The 14,755-nt window shown below is 64.4% G+C and carries 11 protein-coding genes; 6 read left to right on the top strand and 5 right to left on the bottom strand.

Going from position 1 to position 14,755, the window contains the following annotated elements; translation table 11 throughout:
- The first annotated feature begins 21 nt into the window (after positions 1-21).
- The 4 genes from O3300_RS09740 (at position 22) to O3300_RS09725 (ending at position 5,133) form a co-directional block, all read left to right on the top strand.
- Entirely contained in the window at positions 22-1,119 is a 1,098-nt protein-coding gene (locus O3300_RS09740; RefSeq protein WP_099667024.1) for an ABC transporter substrate-binding protein, read from the top strand.
- 67 nt (positions 1,120-1,186) lie between these two features.
- Complete coding sequence (locus O3300_RS09735) at positions 1,187-2,977, top strand: iron ABC transporter permease (RefSeq protein ID WP_070219148.1); 1,791 nt, start codon at positions 1,187-1,189, stop codon at positions 2,975-2,977.
- Positions 2,978-3,010: 33 nt separating this feature from the next.
- Positions 3,011-4,084: an ABC transporter ATP-binding protein gene (locus O3300_RS09730; RefSeq protein ID WP_077407473.1), complete on the top strand. Its 1,074-nt coding sequence runs from the start codon at positions 3,011-3,013 to the stop codon at positions 4,082-4,084.
- A 2-nt stretch (positions 4,085-4,086) separates the two neighbouring features.
- The gene (locus O3300_RS09725; RefSeq protein ID WP_305052803.1) at positions 4,087-5,133 is read left to right on the top strand and encodes an AbrB family transcriptional regulator; all 1,047 of its coding nucleotides are present in this window, start codon (positions 4,087-4,089) and stop codon (positions 5,131-5,133) included.
- Here O3300_RS09725 and O3300_RS09720 read toward each other — a convergent pair.
- From O3300_RS09720 to O3300_RS09710, 3 genes are read right to left on the bottom strand one after another with little or no spacing between them, the layout of a single operon-like run.
- Positions 5,130-5,915 carry a DUF2145 domain-containing protein gene (locus tag O3300_RS09720; RefSeq protein ID WP_305052802.1) on the bottom strand — a complete coding sequence of 262 codons (786 nt, stop codon included), beginning with the start codon at positions 5,913-5,915 and terminating at the stop codon, positions 5,130-5,132. The genes O3300_RS09725 and O3300_RS09720 overlap by 4 nt on opposite strands.
- A gap of 4 nt (positions 5,916-5,919) precedes the next feature.
- On the bottom strand, positions 5,920-6,336 hold the full coding sequence (locus tag O3300_RS09715; RefSeq protein ID WP_305052801.1) for a hypothetical protein: 417 nt from the start codon (positions 6,334-6,336) through the stop codon (positions 5,920-5,922).
- A 24-nt stretch (positions 6,337-6,360) separates the two neighbouring features.
- On the bottom strand, positions 6,361-6,783 hold the full coding sequence (locus tag O3300_RS09710) for a hypothetical protein (RefSeq protein ID WP_251350458.1): 423 nt from the start codon (positions 6,781-6,783) through the stop codon (positions 6,361-6,363).
- A 160-nt stretch (positions 6,784-6,943) separates the two neighbouring features.
- Here O3300_RS09710 and O3300_RS09705 point away from each other — a divergent pair, with 160 nt between their 5' ends.
- Positions 6,944-7,687: a helix-turn-helix transcriptional regulator gene (locus tag O3300_RS09705; RefSeq protein WP_305052800.1), complete on the top strand. Its 744-nt coding sequence runs from the start codon at positions 6,944-6,946 to the stop codon at positions 7,685-7,687.
- Between the two features lie 250 nt (positions 7,688-7,937).
- Here O3300_RS09705 and O3300_RS09700 read toward each other — a convergent pair whose 3' ends face one another.
- Positions 7,938-9,419 carry a DUF3999 family protein gene (locus O3300_RS09700; RefSeq protein ID WP_305052799.1) on the bottom strand — a complete coding sequence of 494 codons (1,482 nt, stop codon included), beginning with the start codon at positions 9,417-9,419 and terminating at the stop codon, positions 7,938-7,940.
- Complete coding sequence (locus tag O3300_RS09695; protein ID WP_305052798.1) at positions 9,416-12,622, bottom strand: DUF2339 domain-containing protein; 3,207 nt, start codon at positions 12,620-12,622, stop codon at positions 9,416-9,418. Before O3300_RS09695 ends, O3300_RS09700 begins: the two co-directional genes overlap by 4 nt.
- Positions 12,623-12,867: 245 nt before the next feature.
- Between O3300_RS09695 and O3300_RS09690 the strand changes: the two genes are divergently transcribed.
- Complete coding sequence (locus tag O3300_RS09690; protein ID WP_251350461.1) at positions 12,868-14,754, top strand: MFS transporter; 1,887 nt, start codon at positions 12,868-12,870, stop codon at positions 14,752-14,754.
- Position 14,755 lies beyond the last annotated feature (1 nt).

The raw sequence follows: 14,755 nt of genomic DNA, 5'->3' as shown, positions 1-14,755 counted from the left end.
TTCATAGACGGAGACAACCACATGCAAACCAAGACCCTGCTTCAAGCCGCCCTTGCCACCGCGTTTGCCAGCCTGGCCGGCGCCGCTTTCGCCCAGGTACCGGCAGGTTATCCGGCCGACTACCAGAAGATCATCGACGCGGCCAAGAAGGAAGGCAAGGTGGTGATCTACAGCGCCACCGACAGCAAGGCCGCCGCGCCGCTGATCAAGGACTTCAGCGCCCTGTATCCCGGCATCTCGGTCGAATACAACGACATGAATTCCACCGAAGTGTATAACCGCTTCATTTCCGAAGTGGCCGCCGGCGGCAACACGGCCGACGTGATGTGGTCTTCGGCGATGGACTTGCAGATGCGCCTGGCCTCCGATGGCTACGCCCTGAAATACAAGTCGGTCGAAGCGGCCAAGATCCCCGGCTGGGCCATGTGGGACGACCAGGCCTACGGCACCACGTTCGAGCCGGCCGCCATCGTCTATAACAAGCGTTTGCTCGACCCGAAGGAAGTGCCGAAGAACCACGACGACTTCGTCAAGCTGATCGCCACGCCGAAGTTCAAGGACAAGGTCACCACCTACGACATCGAGAAATCGGGCGTGGGCTTCATGTTCATGGCGCAGGATGCCAAGGAATATCCGCAATTCCTGGCGCTGCAAAACGCGTTCGGCACGGCCAAGGTGCGCGTGCAGTCGTCGACGGGCACCATGATGGAGCGTATCTCGTCCGGTGAAAACCTGATCGGCTACAACGTGCTGGGTTCCTACGCGCTGGTGCGCGCCAAGACCGACCCGTCGATCGGCGTGGTGCTGCCCAAGGATTACACCCTGATCCTGTCGCGCGTGCAGTTCATCAACAAGAACGCGAAGAACGTCAACGCCAGCAAGCTGTGGCTCGATTACATCCTGTCGCACCGCGGCCAGACCATCATCGCCAACGGCGCCAAGCTGTTCGCCATCCGCGCCGACGTCACGGGCGAGACCACCTCGGCGGAACTGATCAAGGAAATCGGCACGGCCAACGTCAAGCCGATTCCCGTGCATCCGATCATCCTGCAATTCCTGGGGCCAGCCAAGCGCATGGCCTTCCTGAAGCAATGGAAAGAAACAGCCGGCAAAAAATAACGCCGACTTAGCCGCCCGCGAGCCTGGCTGCGGGCGCACGCCGTACCCTTCATTCATTGGATTCATCATGCAAACTGCTATCTTGCCGCTGCCTGCACGGTCGCGCTCTCCCTTGTCGCGCCTGAACTGGCCGCGCGGCGTGGTCGTGGCGATTACCCTGGTCGCCATTTTCCTGCCGCTGTTCCTGATTTTTTACCAGAGCTTTTTGAACGCGCCCTTCTTCATGCCGGTGCGCGAATTCGGCTTTGATTCCTACCGTTTCATCTTCGATGATCCCGATTTCGCCATGGCCTTCAAGAATGGCCTGATGCTGGCCTTCGGCCTGACCGTCATCGCCGTGCCGCTGGGCGGCATGCTGGCCTTCCTGATGGTGCGCACGGATTTGCCGGGCCGCGGCTGGGTGGCGCCCATGCTGCTGGTGCCGATCTTTGTCTCGCCGATGGTGATGGGCTTTGGCTACGTCGTCTCGATGGGACCCGTGGGCTTCTATTCGATCTGGGCCAAGGAGCTGCTGGGCTTCGTGCCCTGGAATATCTATTCCTTCACCAGCATCGTCATCATCGCTGGCCTGACGCACGTGCCGCACGTCTACCTGTATGCCTCGTCGGCGCTGAAAAGCCTGGGTTCGGACGTGGAAGAAGCGGCCCGCGTGGCCGGCGCTTCGCCGATCCAGGTGATGCTCAATGTGTCGCTGCCGATGATCATGCCTGCACTGGCGTATGCGGGCGTGCTGGTGTTCTTCCTCGGCTTCGAGGTGTTCGGTCTGGTGTTGGTGCTCGGTGATCCGGAAGGCCATCTGGTGCTGCCGACCTATCTGTACAAGCTGACGAACAAGCTCGGCACGCCGTCGTACCACCTGATGGCTGCCGTCGCCGTGTGCCTGGTGATGGTGACCATGCCGCTGGTGATGATACAGCGCTGGCTGCTGAAATCGGCCAACAAGTACGTGTCGATCAAGGGCAAGGGCGCGCGCAGCAAGGCCATGCCGCTGGGCCGCTGGAAGTGGCTGGCGTTTGCCTTGCTGGCCGGCTGGCTGATCTTCACCATCATCCTGCCGCTGACGGGCATCGTGCTGCGCTCCTTCGTGCAGTACTGGGGCGAGGGCGTGCACCTGGCCGACGTGCTGACGTTGCAGCATTTCCGCGATATTTTCGACCAGCCTTCGCTGGTGCGCGGCATCGTCAACACCATCCTGATCGGCGTCGTCGGCGGCGCGCTGGCCGTGGGCTGTTACAGCTTCATCGCGCTGGCCATGCACCGCAAGCAGGACGGCATCACGCGCCTGCTCGATTACAGCGTGCTGGTGCCGCGCGCCGTGCCGGGCCTCTTGGCCGGCCTGTCGTTCCTGTGGGTGTTCCTGTTCGTGCCGGCCTGGCTCGACGGCATATTGAAAGGCATGGACAACGGCGTGGCCCTGTGGCTCAGCGGCCATGTGATCCCCGTGCTGCGCGAAGTGCGCTCGACGATCTTCGCCCTGTGGCTCGCGTATTCGGTGGTGTGGATGGCTTACGGCATGCGCCTCATTTCGACGGCGTTGCTGCAGGTGGGGCCGGAGCTGGAAGAGGCGGCGCGCGCCGTCGGCGCCAGCCGCGGCCAGGTGACGCGCGACGTGACCCTGCCGCTGATCAAATACGGCTTGCTGGGCGCCTGGCTGATGGTGTTCCTGATTTTCGAGCGCGAATATTCGACGGGCGTGTACCTGCTCTCGCCGGGCACGGAAGTGATCGGCGCCATGCTGGTGTCGCTGTGGGCGGGCGGCTCGACCGACCTGGTGGCGGCGCTGTCCTTCATCAATATCACCCTGGTGGCCATCGGCCTGGGCATCGCGCTGCGCTTTGGCGTGAAGTTACATAACTGAGCTGCATAACTAAGAATAGACTGAGACCACATCATGAATGAATTGACCGTCAATGAGCTGTACCTGGACTACGGCACCGGCGCTGCCGCCAACCAGATCCTGAAAGGTGTCTCGATGCACCTGCAAAAAGGCGAAGTGGTCGCCCTGCTGGGGCCTTCGGGCAGCGGCAAGACCACCTTGCTGCGCGCCGTCGCCGGGCTGGAAAGCCCGAAGGCGGGCACCATCCAGATCGGCGAGCGCAATGTCTTCGACGGCGCGAAGCATTTCGAGATGCCGGCCGAGCATCGCAACCTGGGACTGGTGTTCCAGTCGTACGCGCTGTGGCCGCACAAGACCGTGTTCGACAACGTCGCCTACGGCCTCAAATTGCGCAAGATGGGCAGCACGGAAATCGCCGCGCGCATCAAGGAAGTGCTGACGCAGCTGGGACTCGGACACCTGGGCGAGCGCTATCCGCACCAGCTGTCCGGCGGCCAGCAGCAGCGCGTGGCGATCGCCCGCGCGCTGGTGTACAACCCGCCCGTGATCCTGCTCGACGAACCGCTGTCGAACCTGGACGCCAAGCTGCGCGAGGAAGCGCGCGCCTTCCTGCGCGAACTGATCGTGCGCCTGGGCCTGTCGGCCCTGATGGTGACGCATGACCAGGGCGAGGCGATGGCCATTTCCGACCGCATCCTGCTGCTCAATAACGGCAAGATCGAGCAGCAGGGTACGCCGCAAAGCATGTATGAAACGCCGGACACCCTGTTCACGGCCGAATTCATGGGCAGTAACAACCGCCTGCCCGGCAAGGTGGTGCAGCGCGAAGGCAAGCAGGTGCGCCTGCTGGTCGATGGCGCCTCCATGCAGGGCGTGGCGCGCGGCGCCAACGCGGGCACGGAAGTGACGACCATGATCCGCGTCGAGGAAGTGAAGATCAGCGCCACGCAGGTCGACAACGCCATCGAACTGCCGCTGCTGACGTGCATGTATCTGGGCGACCGCTGGGAGTGTCTGTTCGAGCGCGGCGGCGCCGAGAACATCAGCCTGCGCGCGTATTCGCGCCACAAGCTCGAGGCAGGCAAGTACTGGCTGCACATGCCGGCCGATAAGCTCTGGGTGTTTTAACGGTGCCGTGGTGGCTGCGCTGGCGCGCAGTCGGCGCAGCGCTGGCCACGGGTTTGCTGGGCGCCGCCATCTGCCTGTGGCTGCACACGCCGCTGCCGTGGATGATCGGCCCCCTGTTTGCCACGGCCGTGCTGCGCCTGGCGGGGCGCGAACTGGCTTGCCCGGTGCGCGTGCGGGAAGCGGGACAGTGGGCCATCGGCACGGCCTTGGGTCTGTATTTCACCGCGCCCGTGCTGGCCGTGCTCACCGTCTACACGCCATGGATCGCCGGCGCCGTGCTGTTCGCGCTGGCGCTGGGCGCGTCCGGCGCCATGCTGCTGCGGCGCTTCTCCGGCGTCGACCATGCCACCGCCTTCTTTGCCATGGCCGTGGGTGGCGCATCCGAGATGGCGGTGCAGAGCGAGCGCCATGGCGCCGACGTGGGCAAGGTGGCCGCCGCGCACAGCCTGCGCATGATGCTGGTGGTGGCGACCATCCCGTTCGGCGTGCGCTACTGGGGCAGCCATGGCCTGGCAGAAGGGCATGAGACTTCCGTGCCCGGCGCCGCGCTGGTCGACTATGGCGGGCTGGCGCTGCTGGTCGGCATCACGGTGCTGGCGGCCCTCGCATTAAAACGGGGCCGGCTGCCCAACGCCTGGGTCATCGGCCCGCTGCTGGCCGCGCTGCTGCTGACGGCCTGCGGCATCCATCTGTCGCGCCTGCCCGAATGGATGATACGCGCGGGCCAGCTGTTCATCGGCATCGCCCTGGGCACGCGCTTCACTCCCGCCTTCCTGCATGCTGCTCCCCGCTACCTGGCCGGCGTGGCTCTGTGCAGTTTCCTGATGCTGCTGCTGGCGGCCGCCTTCGGACTGGGCCTGTCGCACTGGCTGGGCATCCATCCCGGCACGGCCATCCTGGCCACGTCGCCCGGCGGCATCGCGGAAATGTCGCTGACGGCCAAGGCCCTGCATCTGGGCGTCCCCATCGTCACGGCCTTCCACGTGGCGCGCATGGTGGTGCTGGTATTGCTGATCGGACCGCTGTTTCGCCTGCTGCCGCGTCCTTAATTTCCCCGCACGACGATTTCCTGCACCTGCGGTTCGCGCTGGCGCATGAAGCGCACGATGGAGTCCACCGTGACGACGTCGATCTGGCGCGTCATGCGGCGCTCGAACGGGTGATCGTCGAAGGCGATATTGGCGCGGAACATGCGCGCGCCCAGGCGCGTGGCGGCCGGTATGCTGAGCGTTTGCGGCGCGTAGCTGGCGCTGCGCAGCCAGCCTTGCGCTTCGGCGCGCGTTTCGATCTTGCCCGGCTCGTTGCTGGCAGCGGCCAGGGTTTCCAGCACCCATTGGTTCGAGTTCTGGTACTTGGTGGAAAACGGATAGGCCAGCATATTGTAGTGCGGCTCATGCAGGCGCTTGGGCGTGTTCGACGTCAGCAGTCGCACCAGCTGCTGCTGCGTATCCTGGCCGGGAATCAGGATCAGGCTTTCATACATGAACACGTCATCCATGAAGAAATTACCCAAGCCTTCGTTGTACAGCGACGATTGCGCCGTGCCGCATTCATTGAGTTCATGCACCACCAGCCAGCGGCCCTTCGGGTGGTCGCGCCAGGCCAGCGCCATGTGCGAATAGCGCAAATTGTACTTCGACAGGTCTTGCCCGGCGCGTGCCACCAGCGCCACTTGCGCGCCCGAACCATCGAGCGCCTGCAGGGTCTTTTGCGCCAGGTCCATCGATTTGACGAGGGTGGTCGCATCCGTTGGCTTTTCCTCGCACGAGCGTCCCGCATGGGCGGCGCCGGCCAGGGCCAGGCTGATGATCATGACAGTCAGGCGTTTCATGGGTTCACGCTTTCGAATGGTGGAGGATGGCATTGCCGGCCGCATCCGGCACATAGGCGATGGCCTTGTCCGACAGTACCAGCATGTGGCCCGTCGAGACGGCAACCACCTGGATGGCCGTGCCGGCCGCCAGCGACAGACCTTGCGTGGCTTTCTGGCTCAGCTTGACGGAGGCCGTGGCCGCCTGCGAGGCGCCCCTGGCTGCGCTCTTCAGCACGAGGACGCTGCCGTCGGCCACGTCTTCCACCTTGTCGATGACGATTTCACCGGCGGCGGCCAGCACCGACATGGAGCCGACGAGCACGATGGCCGACGCCATGCTGGCGTTGTCGGACGCGTTGGTGGTGTCGGAATTGGCGGCCTGGGCCAGCGGCGCCATGGTGGCGGCGCACAGCAGGGCGGTGGCGAGCAGATGTTTCATGGGATTTCCGTTTTTCATTGGTGGTTACACTTTGGAGTGGTGCAGCAGCGCCTTGCCCAGTTCGTTCGGGATGAAGGCGATGGCCTTGCCGGAAAGAACCAGCATGTGGCCGGTGGACAGCGCCACGACGTTGACCACGGTGCCGGCCGCCAGCGACAGGCCCTTGGCCGCTTGCGTGCTCATCTGGATGGAAGCGCCGCCCGCTTCGGACGCGCCTTTCAGCACGATGACGATGCCTTCGCCCACCGTTTCCACGCTGGCGACCACCACCTGGCCAGAGGCGACCAGCATCGACATGGAGCCGGCGACGACGATGGCGGAACCCTGGCTGAGGTTTTGCGAGCCTTTCGACAGGTTCTCCGAGGCAGCGGCGTGGACCAGGCCGGGAGCGGCCACGGAGAGCGTCAACAGCGACAGGGACAGGCAGAGGGGCAGCAGGCGTTTCATGTGTTTCTCCTTCAAGTGTGCCAAGTGGCAACGCCATCATTGTAGACTGTGGGCAATTGGTCAATGAAAACGCTACTCGTAGCGGGCAGGCATACCGCAGGTAGCGTATTGCGCTACTTTTTTGCCGTTAGAACCGATGCCATTTTTATAAAGGAAATGCATGCCGCAAACCCACGCCTTGATCGAAGCCTTGAAACGCCTGTTGAAAGCGCGCGCCGTCACATATGCCGAGCTGGCCCAGCGCATCGGCGTATCCGAAGCCAGCGTCAAGCGGATGTTTTCGCAGAAGCAATTTACCCTGCAGCGCCTGGACCAGATCCTGGTGGCCATCGGCAGCGATTTCCAGCAGCTGGCGCTGGCCGTGCAGTCTGCCCAGGCCACGCCCATCCTGATCACGGGACTGACATATGCGCAGGAAAAGGAAATTATCGAGGACACCCGGCTGTTCGTCGTGGCCGTGTCTGCCCTGAACCTGCTGCCGCTGGAACAGATCGTTGCCATCTATGACATCAGCGAGGCGCAAGCCGTGAAATACCTGCTGCGCCTCGACAAGATCGGTTTTCTGGAACTGCTGCCGAATAACCGGGTCAAACTGCTGGTGGCGCGCACGTTTGCGTGGATACCGAACGGTCCCATCCACACGTATTTCAAAAAGGAAGCCTATGGTGACTATTTGAATTCCCAATTCGATGGCGAGACGGAATTGCTGCGCCTGGTGAACGTGATGCTGTCGAAAAAATCCACTGCGGCCTTGCTGGAACGCCTGAAGCAAGTGGCGGTGGAATTCTCGCAGCAACACCAGGAAGACGCGCGCCTGCCCGGCGATGAGCGCCTGGCCATCAGCTTCATGCTGGCGGCGCGTCCCTGGATGCCGCAGACGTTCAAGGCGTTGCTGCGGCAGTGAGCGAGCAAGCCGGTCGATAAGCAAGCCTGCTAGCCTGTAAGCAAGCCAGCCGCCAGCAAGCCAGCAAGCCAGCAAGCAGTGAAGCCAGCAAGCCAGCAAGCAGTGAAGCCAGCAAGTCAGTACGCCGCGATAAAGCCATTTGTGTAAAGCCATTCGTGGCGCCTGGTCTTTCTGGCCGCTAGTCTGGCCGCTGGCCGCGCCTGTTTGCGCCATCCTCCATTGCTTGCCGGCCCATTATTTGCGGGCTCATTTATTGCTGGCCCGTTTGCTGTTGGCCTGTTTTCTGCTGCCCCGTTTGTTCCTGTTGTTCCTGTTTCATTTGCGTCAGCAAGCGCCAGGCAAAGAAGCCCAGCACGCCCACGCCCAGCAGCAGTGCGCCCCACAGCGCGGCCAGGCGCCACGGTGCCCCGTCCTTTGTGACGCGTGCGGGTGCCGCCGCGCCCCCGTTGGGGTGGAGCGGGCCGGCGCTCGCCGTCTTGAGCGCCAGCAATTCGTCTGATTTGAAGCCGGGCGCCACCTGCGACAGCGGTTGCGCCACGGCGGCGGCGTTGCTGTTGCCGAATGCCAGCTGATAAGGCAGCTTGCCGCTGACCAGGAAAACGACGGTGGCCGGTGTCCAGCCCAGGCGCAGGGCGGGCGCATCGCCGGCGTCGAGCTGGAGTTCCGTGGCCGTCTGCAGTACCCATTCGCCCGTTTGCGTCACGGGCATGGCCAGGTCGCCCGAGATCCTCTCCTTGCCATCGAGGCCGATGCGGTAAAACGTCGTGCTCAGCACGGGATCGAAATACGTGCCTTGTACGGGACGCGCCTGGTGGCGCAGGTGCAGCCGGTGCCGGGGAACATAGTTGTGCTGGCGATACACGCCCAGAGTCACGGGCAGCACAACATTGTTGTGCGTCAATTGCAGGGCGATGCTGTCGGCGGGAATGGCGAGGGGCGTGGCGTAGCGCCATTCATTCGCCTGCTTGCCGGGCAAGCCTTGCAGCACGATGGAGGCGCGTGCTGGGGCGATCTCCGTTTCGCTGACGGCTTGCGCCGTGATCGCCGCAAAGGCCAGCGGTTCGCCCGCTTGCCAGCTCAGGCGCGCATAGCGGAAGGCGCGCGGCGCAAAGGCGATGCTGTCGTTGGCCAGGGTTTGCGTGTCGCTGTTGCTGAGCCAATTCAGGGTGGTGGTGCCTATGGCGTCCCATTGCTTCAGGTCATCGCTCACTTCCAGCAGCACTTGCGCACTGTAATTGTCCGTGCGGGCCGGCGGTGTGAAGCGCAAGGCGGCGATGCGCTTATCTTGCGTCTGCTTGCCCAGGTCGAGGATCAGCGCCTGCAGCGCCGCCGTGGTCGCTGCCGTGCCGGCGCGCGTGCTGACCGACAGCAAACGGCCATCGTCCGCCGTGCGGATATCGATGCCTTGCAAGCCATCGCCAGTTGCCGGCGCGCCCGTCACGGGGAAAATGCGGGCGGGAATGGCAGTCCGTTGCGTGGCCGATTGCGCGGGCGGCGCGCCGATGGCGTAGGCCAGGCGCTTGCCGTCCGCGTCGAACAGGCGCAGGTCGGCCAGGCTGGCCGACCTGGCGTGCAGGTAGACGTCCCTGGGCAATATCAGCTGGACGATGCCGGCACCGGCCGGCACCTGCACGGGCATGCTCCAGGCATAGTCCTGTGGCCGGTCCTGGCCGGGCGCGGCCAGCGCGGCGCCTGCCACCAGCAGGCTGCAGCAGATCAATGAGGGCTTCATGCGGCTCCTTGTTGCGGTTCGGCTGAAGCGGGCGCGACAGCCTTGGGGAAGGGCGCCAGGTAGCCGATCAAGACCATCAGCAAGCCGACGCCCACGAAGGAGACGATGCGCTCGATGCCGCCCACGTTCGACAGGTCGATCAGGAACAGTTTCAGGACGACCAGACCCAGCAGCACGGCGCCCAGGCTCCATTGCTGGCGCCGCTGCTGGCGCGCCGCGTGGCGCATCAGCAGCAGGGCCGTCACGCTCCACACCAGCGACAGCATCGCTTGCACGAACTGCGAGGCCAGCATGGCGTCAAAGGTGTAGGGCACGCCCAGGTACTGCGACACCGTGCGCAGCAGCATCAGGTTGAACCAGCCATACAGCAGGCACGCGGCCACGACGGGCAAGCGCGCCTGCCACAGCGCGGGCAGCGGCATCTGGCCCGCCGGCAGCAAGCGGTAGCTGGCAATGGCCAGCAGGACGGCAAAACTCGTGCTCAGGTCCAGCGGATTGAGCAATGGCAAATACGGCAACGGTGCCATGGCGCCGTCGTCGAAGATATTCCATGCGGCGATCAGCAGCAGCGACCATGCCGCCGCCAGCGGTATCAGATAACGCTGGTACCACGCTGCAATCGGCGCCACCGGCCAGGCGCCAGCGCGGCAGCGGCGGATCAGCCCGGCCAGCACCAGCATCATGGCCCAGGCCGGCAAGTAGCGGGCCCAGGCAGGGCTGACGCTGCCTTCATGCTGCGCCAGCCAGGCGCTGACCTGCATGGCGCCAAGCGGCCACAGCATCAACCATGGCGCGGCCGTGCGCAGCGTATGCAGGAAACGCAGCGCGCGCGCGTCGAGTTGCCAGCCCGCTTGCGGCCAGGCCAGCAGCAGGTATTCTCCTGCCGCCAGGGCGCTGGCCAGGGCCAGCCAGCTCAAGCCGGTCGGCAGGTAGTCGCGCAGGTACAGCGCCAGCAACAGGTTGGCGCTCCACAGGCCCAGGCCAATCCAGGCGGCCACGCTGATCCAGCGCAGCTGCGGCCAATCGAGGCGCCGCGCCAGGAGGGCGAACGCGGGCGTCGTGACGCAGACGGCGATCAGGTACAGCGCCAGCCAGTGTTCGCCCGCGTGTGCTTGCAGCGCCAGGTTGCCGTCGATCAGGCGCAGCAGCCAGCTGGTGAAGGGCACGAGGATGGCGGCAAACCACAGCAAGCCGCTCCAGGCCAGCAGGGGGCGCGCCACCAGGGCCAGCAGCTCGTCGCCGCCGCGCGCGCGCAGCGCAAGGAAACGGGCGCTGGCAAAGGCGGCGGCGCCCAGCAGCAGGGCGCTGAGGAAGGAACCGCCGAACAGGTTGGCCGGATGCTGATCCCAGGCCCAGCTGGCGCGGCTGAGCATGACCATGCCGGCCAGTACCTGCACGGCCAGCAGCAGCGCGCGCGGCGCATGCCATTGCTCGCGCCGCGCCAGCGCCGCCAGCAGGGCTGCCACTGCCAGCGCGCTGACGGTGAGCAGGTTCAGTTGCGTGGCGGCATCCGTGCGCAGCAGGATTTCGCTCCAGATGCCGCCCAGCAGCCAGACTGTGGCGGCCGTCAGGAACAGCACGGACAGGCTGCTCATGAACTCCGGATGCAAGTGGCTGCCATGGTGGCGGAAGTTGAAGGCCATCACCAGCGCGGCGGCGGCCAGCAGCACGCAGCCGAGCCAGATGTTGGCGTCCAGGGCCGCTGCCGTGGTGAGTTCCAGCATGGCGCCGAGGAAGGCAAGCCAGGCGGCCCCCTGCACCAGCAAGCCGAAGGCCCAGGCCAGCGTCTGGCGTTGGCGCAAGCCGACCCAGACGATGCCCGCGCCTTCCAGCGCCCAGGCGGCGGACGTCCAGCGGCCGTCGAGGGCGAACGGGATGGCCAGGGTGCCGAAGACGATGCCCAGCGCAAGGAAGGCTTCGGCCAGCAGTTTGAAACCTGCGCGGCGCCACAGCGCCACGGCCAGTCCCGTGTAGCACAGGCCGGCAAGCAGCGCGGAAAATGCCAGGCCAAAGTCAAAGTGCCGGACCAGGCCGTATTGCAGGCCCATGGCCGCCAGCGGCGTGCCGAAGACGAGGGTGCCATCCACGTAATGCTTGAGGCGCGGCGCCTGGCGCGCGCAGTAGGCGATCGCGATGCCGATATAGAACAGCACGAACAGGATCAAAAACAGCTGCGTCGACAGGTAGTGCTCGGGCGAGTAGCGCAGCAGGCCCCAGGTGGTGGCAACGACAAAGGTAAAGCCAAAGCTCAGGACATTCAGGACGCGCCAGGCGCGTTTCAGGGCGATGGCGAAGACGCCCGCGTTGAGCAGCGCGTAATAGCTGAACAGGCCGATATGGTTGCCGCTGCCCGTCGACACGAGCAGGGGCACGGCAAAGCCGCCGACGATGCCGAAGACGGCCAGCCAGACGGCGTTTTGCAGCACGGCCAGCAGACACGTGAACGCCGTCAGCACAAACAGCACGGCAAACGCCAGGCCGGCCGGGATCAGTTCATACAGGCGGAAGGCGCCAAACGTCACCAGCATCAATATCGCCAGCGCCGTGCCCTGCAGCGGCAGGCTGATGCCTGGACGGCTGAGGCGGATGCGCCAGGCCCAGGCCAGCAGGGCAATATCGGCCAGCGCGATGCCAGCCAGGCGCAGCTCGATGGGCAGCGTGACCTGGGCCGACACGTATTTGAGCAGGAAGCTGACGCCGAGGAAGAGGATCAGCAAGCCCAGCTTGGCGACCAGGTTGCCCGTGAATAGCCAGTTTTTCGCCTTGGCAACGAGGCCGTCCGGGTGCGCGATCCAGGACGGGGTATTCGGGACGGCAGGGGCGGGTCTGGCGGGGGGCGGCGGAGCCGGTTTCCGCGCCACGGGGGCTTCTGCTGCGGAGGCTGTTGCCGGCACTGCTGCCGGCGCGACCTGCGCCACCTCGGCCACCTTGATCGCGGCCGCTTGCGGCACGGGGGCGGGTGTCGGCACCGCCACCGGTGCCGCGCTGGCGGGCACGGCCGGTGCGACGGGCACGACGGGCGTAGCCGCAGGCGCTTCGCCCTGGCCTTCCAGCGTCCGCAGGCGCTGCTGGATGCCGTCGACTTCCTTGCGCAGGCGTGCCGTCAGCAATTCCAGATCCGCCACCTTGCGGCGGTACTGCAGCACCAGCACGAAGGCGGTAATCAGCAAGCCAAGGATGAACAGCGTGATCAATCCAAACATGGGGCAGCTTTCCTGAAAGGGCAGGGCGAAGGCGCCCGATGTATGCGCACATTACCTTATTATCAAGAAACAAGCGATTTCTGTTGTGTCAGGGCAAGTGCCAGGAAGCGCGTACGGCGACAAGGCAAGCATGGGGCCGGAGCGGGCTTTTCATATTGATGCCAAGCAAGATGTCGACATTCAGATTGTCGTGCGCAGGATAGTGCTGTATTTTAGCAATTCCTTAATTGCCAGTTCCCTATGCCATGAGTCAAAGCAGCCAGTTTTCCTTATTGTCGCAGCGCCGTTTCGGGCCCTTCTTCTGGACCCAGTTCTTTGGCGCCTTCAACGACAATCTGTTCAAGACGGCCTTGATGGTGATCCTCGCCTACGATGCGCTGAGCTGGACCACGCTCGATCCGTCCACCATCACCAACCTGATTCCCGGCCTGTTCATCTTGCCCTACGTCGTGTTTTCAGCCACGGCGGGCCAGCTGGCCGACAAGTTCGAAAAGGCGGGCCTGGCCCGTTTCGTGAAATGGATGGAACTGGCCATCATGGCCGTGGCCGCCGCCGGCTGGATGACGCATACCCTGTGGCTGCTGGTGGCCGCCGTCGTGGGAATGGGCGTGCACTCGACCCTGTTCGGCCCCGTCAAGTATGCCTACCTGCCGCAGCAGCTCAAACCCGAGGAACTGGTCGGCGGCAATGGCCTGATCGAGATGGGCACCTTTGTCGGCATTTTATTGGGCGAAATCCTCGGCGCCGTGTTGATCGTGCACAAGCCGCTGGGCGTGGAACTGGTGGCGGGCGCGACGATTGCCGTGGCCGTCTTCGGCCTCATCGCCAGCTACCGCGTGCCGCGCACGCCGGCGCCCGAGCCGGACTTGAAGGTGAGCCTGAATTTCGTCGCCGAATCGTTCCGCAACCTGAATTTTTCGCGCAAGAACCGTCCCGTCTTCCTGGCCATGCTGGGCAACTCCTGGTTCTGGTTCTATGGCGCCCTGATCCTGGCGCAGTTCCCCGTGTACTCGAAGGATTTCCTGCATGGCGACCACAGCGTGTTCGTGCTGCTGCTGACCGTGTTTTCCGTCGGCATCGGCACGGGTTCCTTGCTGTGCGAGCGCCTGTCCGGCCACAAGATCGAAATCGGCCTGGTGCCGTTCGGTTCCATCGGCCTGTCGCTGTTCGGCATCGACCTGTATTTCGCCAGCAACGCGTATGCGAATACGCAAGTGGTCGACGCGCTGGCCTTTGTCAGCCAGGCCGGCGTGCCGCGCATTTTGCTCGACATCGTCATGATCGGCGTCTTCGGCGGCTTTTTCATCGTGCCCCTGTTCGCCCTGATCCAGACGCGCTGCGACCCGAAACACATTTCGCGCACGATCGCCGGCATGAATATCCTGAACGCCCTGTTCATGGTGGCGGCCGCCGGCGTGGCCATCGTGCTGCTGGGCCAGGGGTTTACGATTCCGCAGTTGTTCCTCGTCACGGCCATCTTGAATGCGCTGGTGGCGGCCTACATCTTCTCGCTGGTGCCGGAATTCCTCATGCGTTTCCTCGCGTGGATACTGATACAGACCGTGCACCGCGTCAAAGTCGTCGATGGCGAGCGCATCCCGACGGAAGGGGCGGCCGTGCTGGTGTGCAACCACGTCAGCTATGTGGACGCCATCGTCATCATGGCGGCCAGCCCCCGCCCCATCCGCTTCGTCATGGACCACCGCATCTTCAAGATGCCGCTGATGGGCTGGATTTTCCGCACGGCCAAGGCGATTCCCATCGCGCCGGCCAAGGAAGATCCTTTCCTCATGGAAAAGGCCTTCATCGACATCGCGCAAGCGCTGCACGAGGGAGAACTGGTGTGCATCTTCCCGGAAGGCAAGCTGACGCGCACGGGGCAGATCAGCGAATTCAAGGGCGGCATCGCGAAGATCGTCGAGCGCAGCAAGGTGCCCGTGATTCCGCTGGCGCTGCGCGGCTTGTGGGGTCATCTGTTGAGCCATCGCAATGGCCATTTGTTCGAGCGCGCCTTCAAGGCGGGCTTGCGTTCGCGCCTGTCGCTGGCGGTGGGCATGCCCGTGGCGCCCGAGGCCGCCACGCCGGAATTGCTGCAGCAAAAGGTGCAGGAATTGCGCGGCAAGTGGAAATAAA

The organism is Janthinobacterium sp. SUN206 (genome assembly GCF_030587305.1).
GTDB classification, from domain to species: Bacteria; Pseudomonadota; Gammaproteobacteria; order Burkholderiales; family Burkholderiaceae_D; genus Janthinobacterium; species Janthinobacterium kumbetense.
Note: the sequence above shows the minus strand (reverse complement) of the source record. Positions and strands in the feature narration are given on the sequence as shown.

What these genes read in the sequence shown, in the direction of transcription:
- O3300_RS09740 (WP_099667024.1), top strand. Translation starts at nt 22, where the DNA reads ATGCAAACCAAGACCCTGCTTCAAGCCGCCCTTGCCACCGCGTTTGCC.
- O3300_RS09735 (WP_070219148.1), top strand. Translation starts at nt 1,187, where the DNA reads ATGCAAACTGCTATCTTGCCGCTGCCTGCACGGTCGCGCTCTCCCTTG.
- O3300_RS09730 (WP_077407473.1), top strand. Translation starts at nt 3,011, where the DNA reads ATGAATGAATTGACCGTCAATGAGCTGTACCTGGACTACGGCACCGGC.
- O3300_RS09720 (WP_305052802.1), bottom strand. Translation starts at nt 5,915, where the DNA reads ATGAAACGCCTGACTGTCATGATCATCAGCCTGGCCCTGGCCGGCGCC.
- O3300_RS09715 (WP_305052801.1), bottom strand. Translation starts at nt 6,336, where the DNA reads ATGAAACATCTGCTCGCCACCGCCCTGCTGTGCGCCGCCACCATGGCG.
- O3300_RS09710 (WP_251350458.1), bottom strand. Translation starts at nt 6,783, where the DNA reads ATGAAACGCCTGCTGCCCCTCTGCCTGTCCCTGTCGCTGTTGACGCTC.
- O3300_RS09705 (WP_305052800.1), top strand. Translation starts at nt 6,944, where the DNA reads ATGCCGCAAACCCACGCCTTGATCGAAGCCTTGAAACGCCTGTTGAAA.
- O3300_RS09700 (WP_305052799.1), bottom strand. Translation starts at nt 9,419, where the DNA reads ATGAAGCCCTCATTGATCTGCTGCAGCCTGCTGGTGGCAGGCGCCGCG.
- O3300_RS09695 (WP_305052798.1), bottom strand. Translation starts at nt 12,622, where the DNA reads ATGTTTGGATTGATCACGCTGTTCATCCTTGGCTTGCTGATTACCGCC.
- O3300_RS09690 (WP_251350461.1), top strand. Translation starts at nt 12,868, where the DNA reads ATGAGTCAAAGCAGCCAGTTTTCCTTATTGTCGCAGCGCCGTTTCGGG.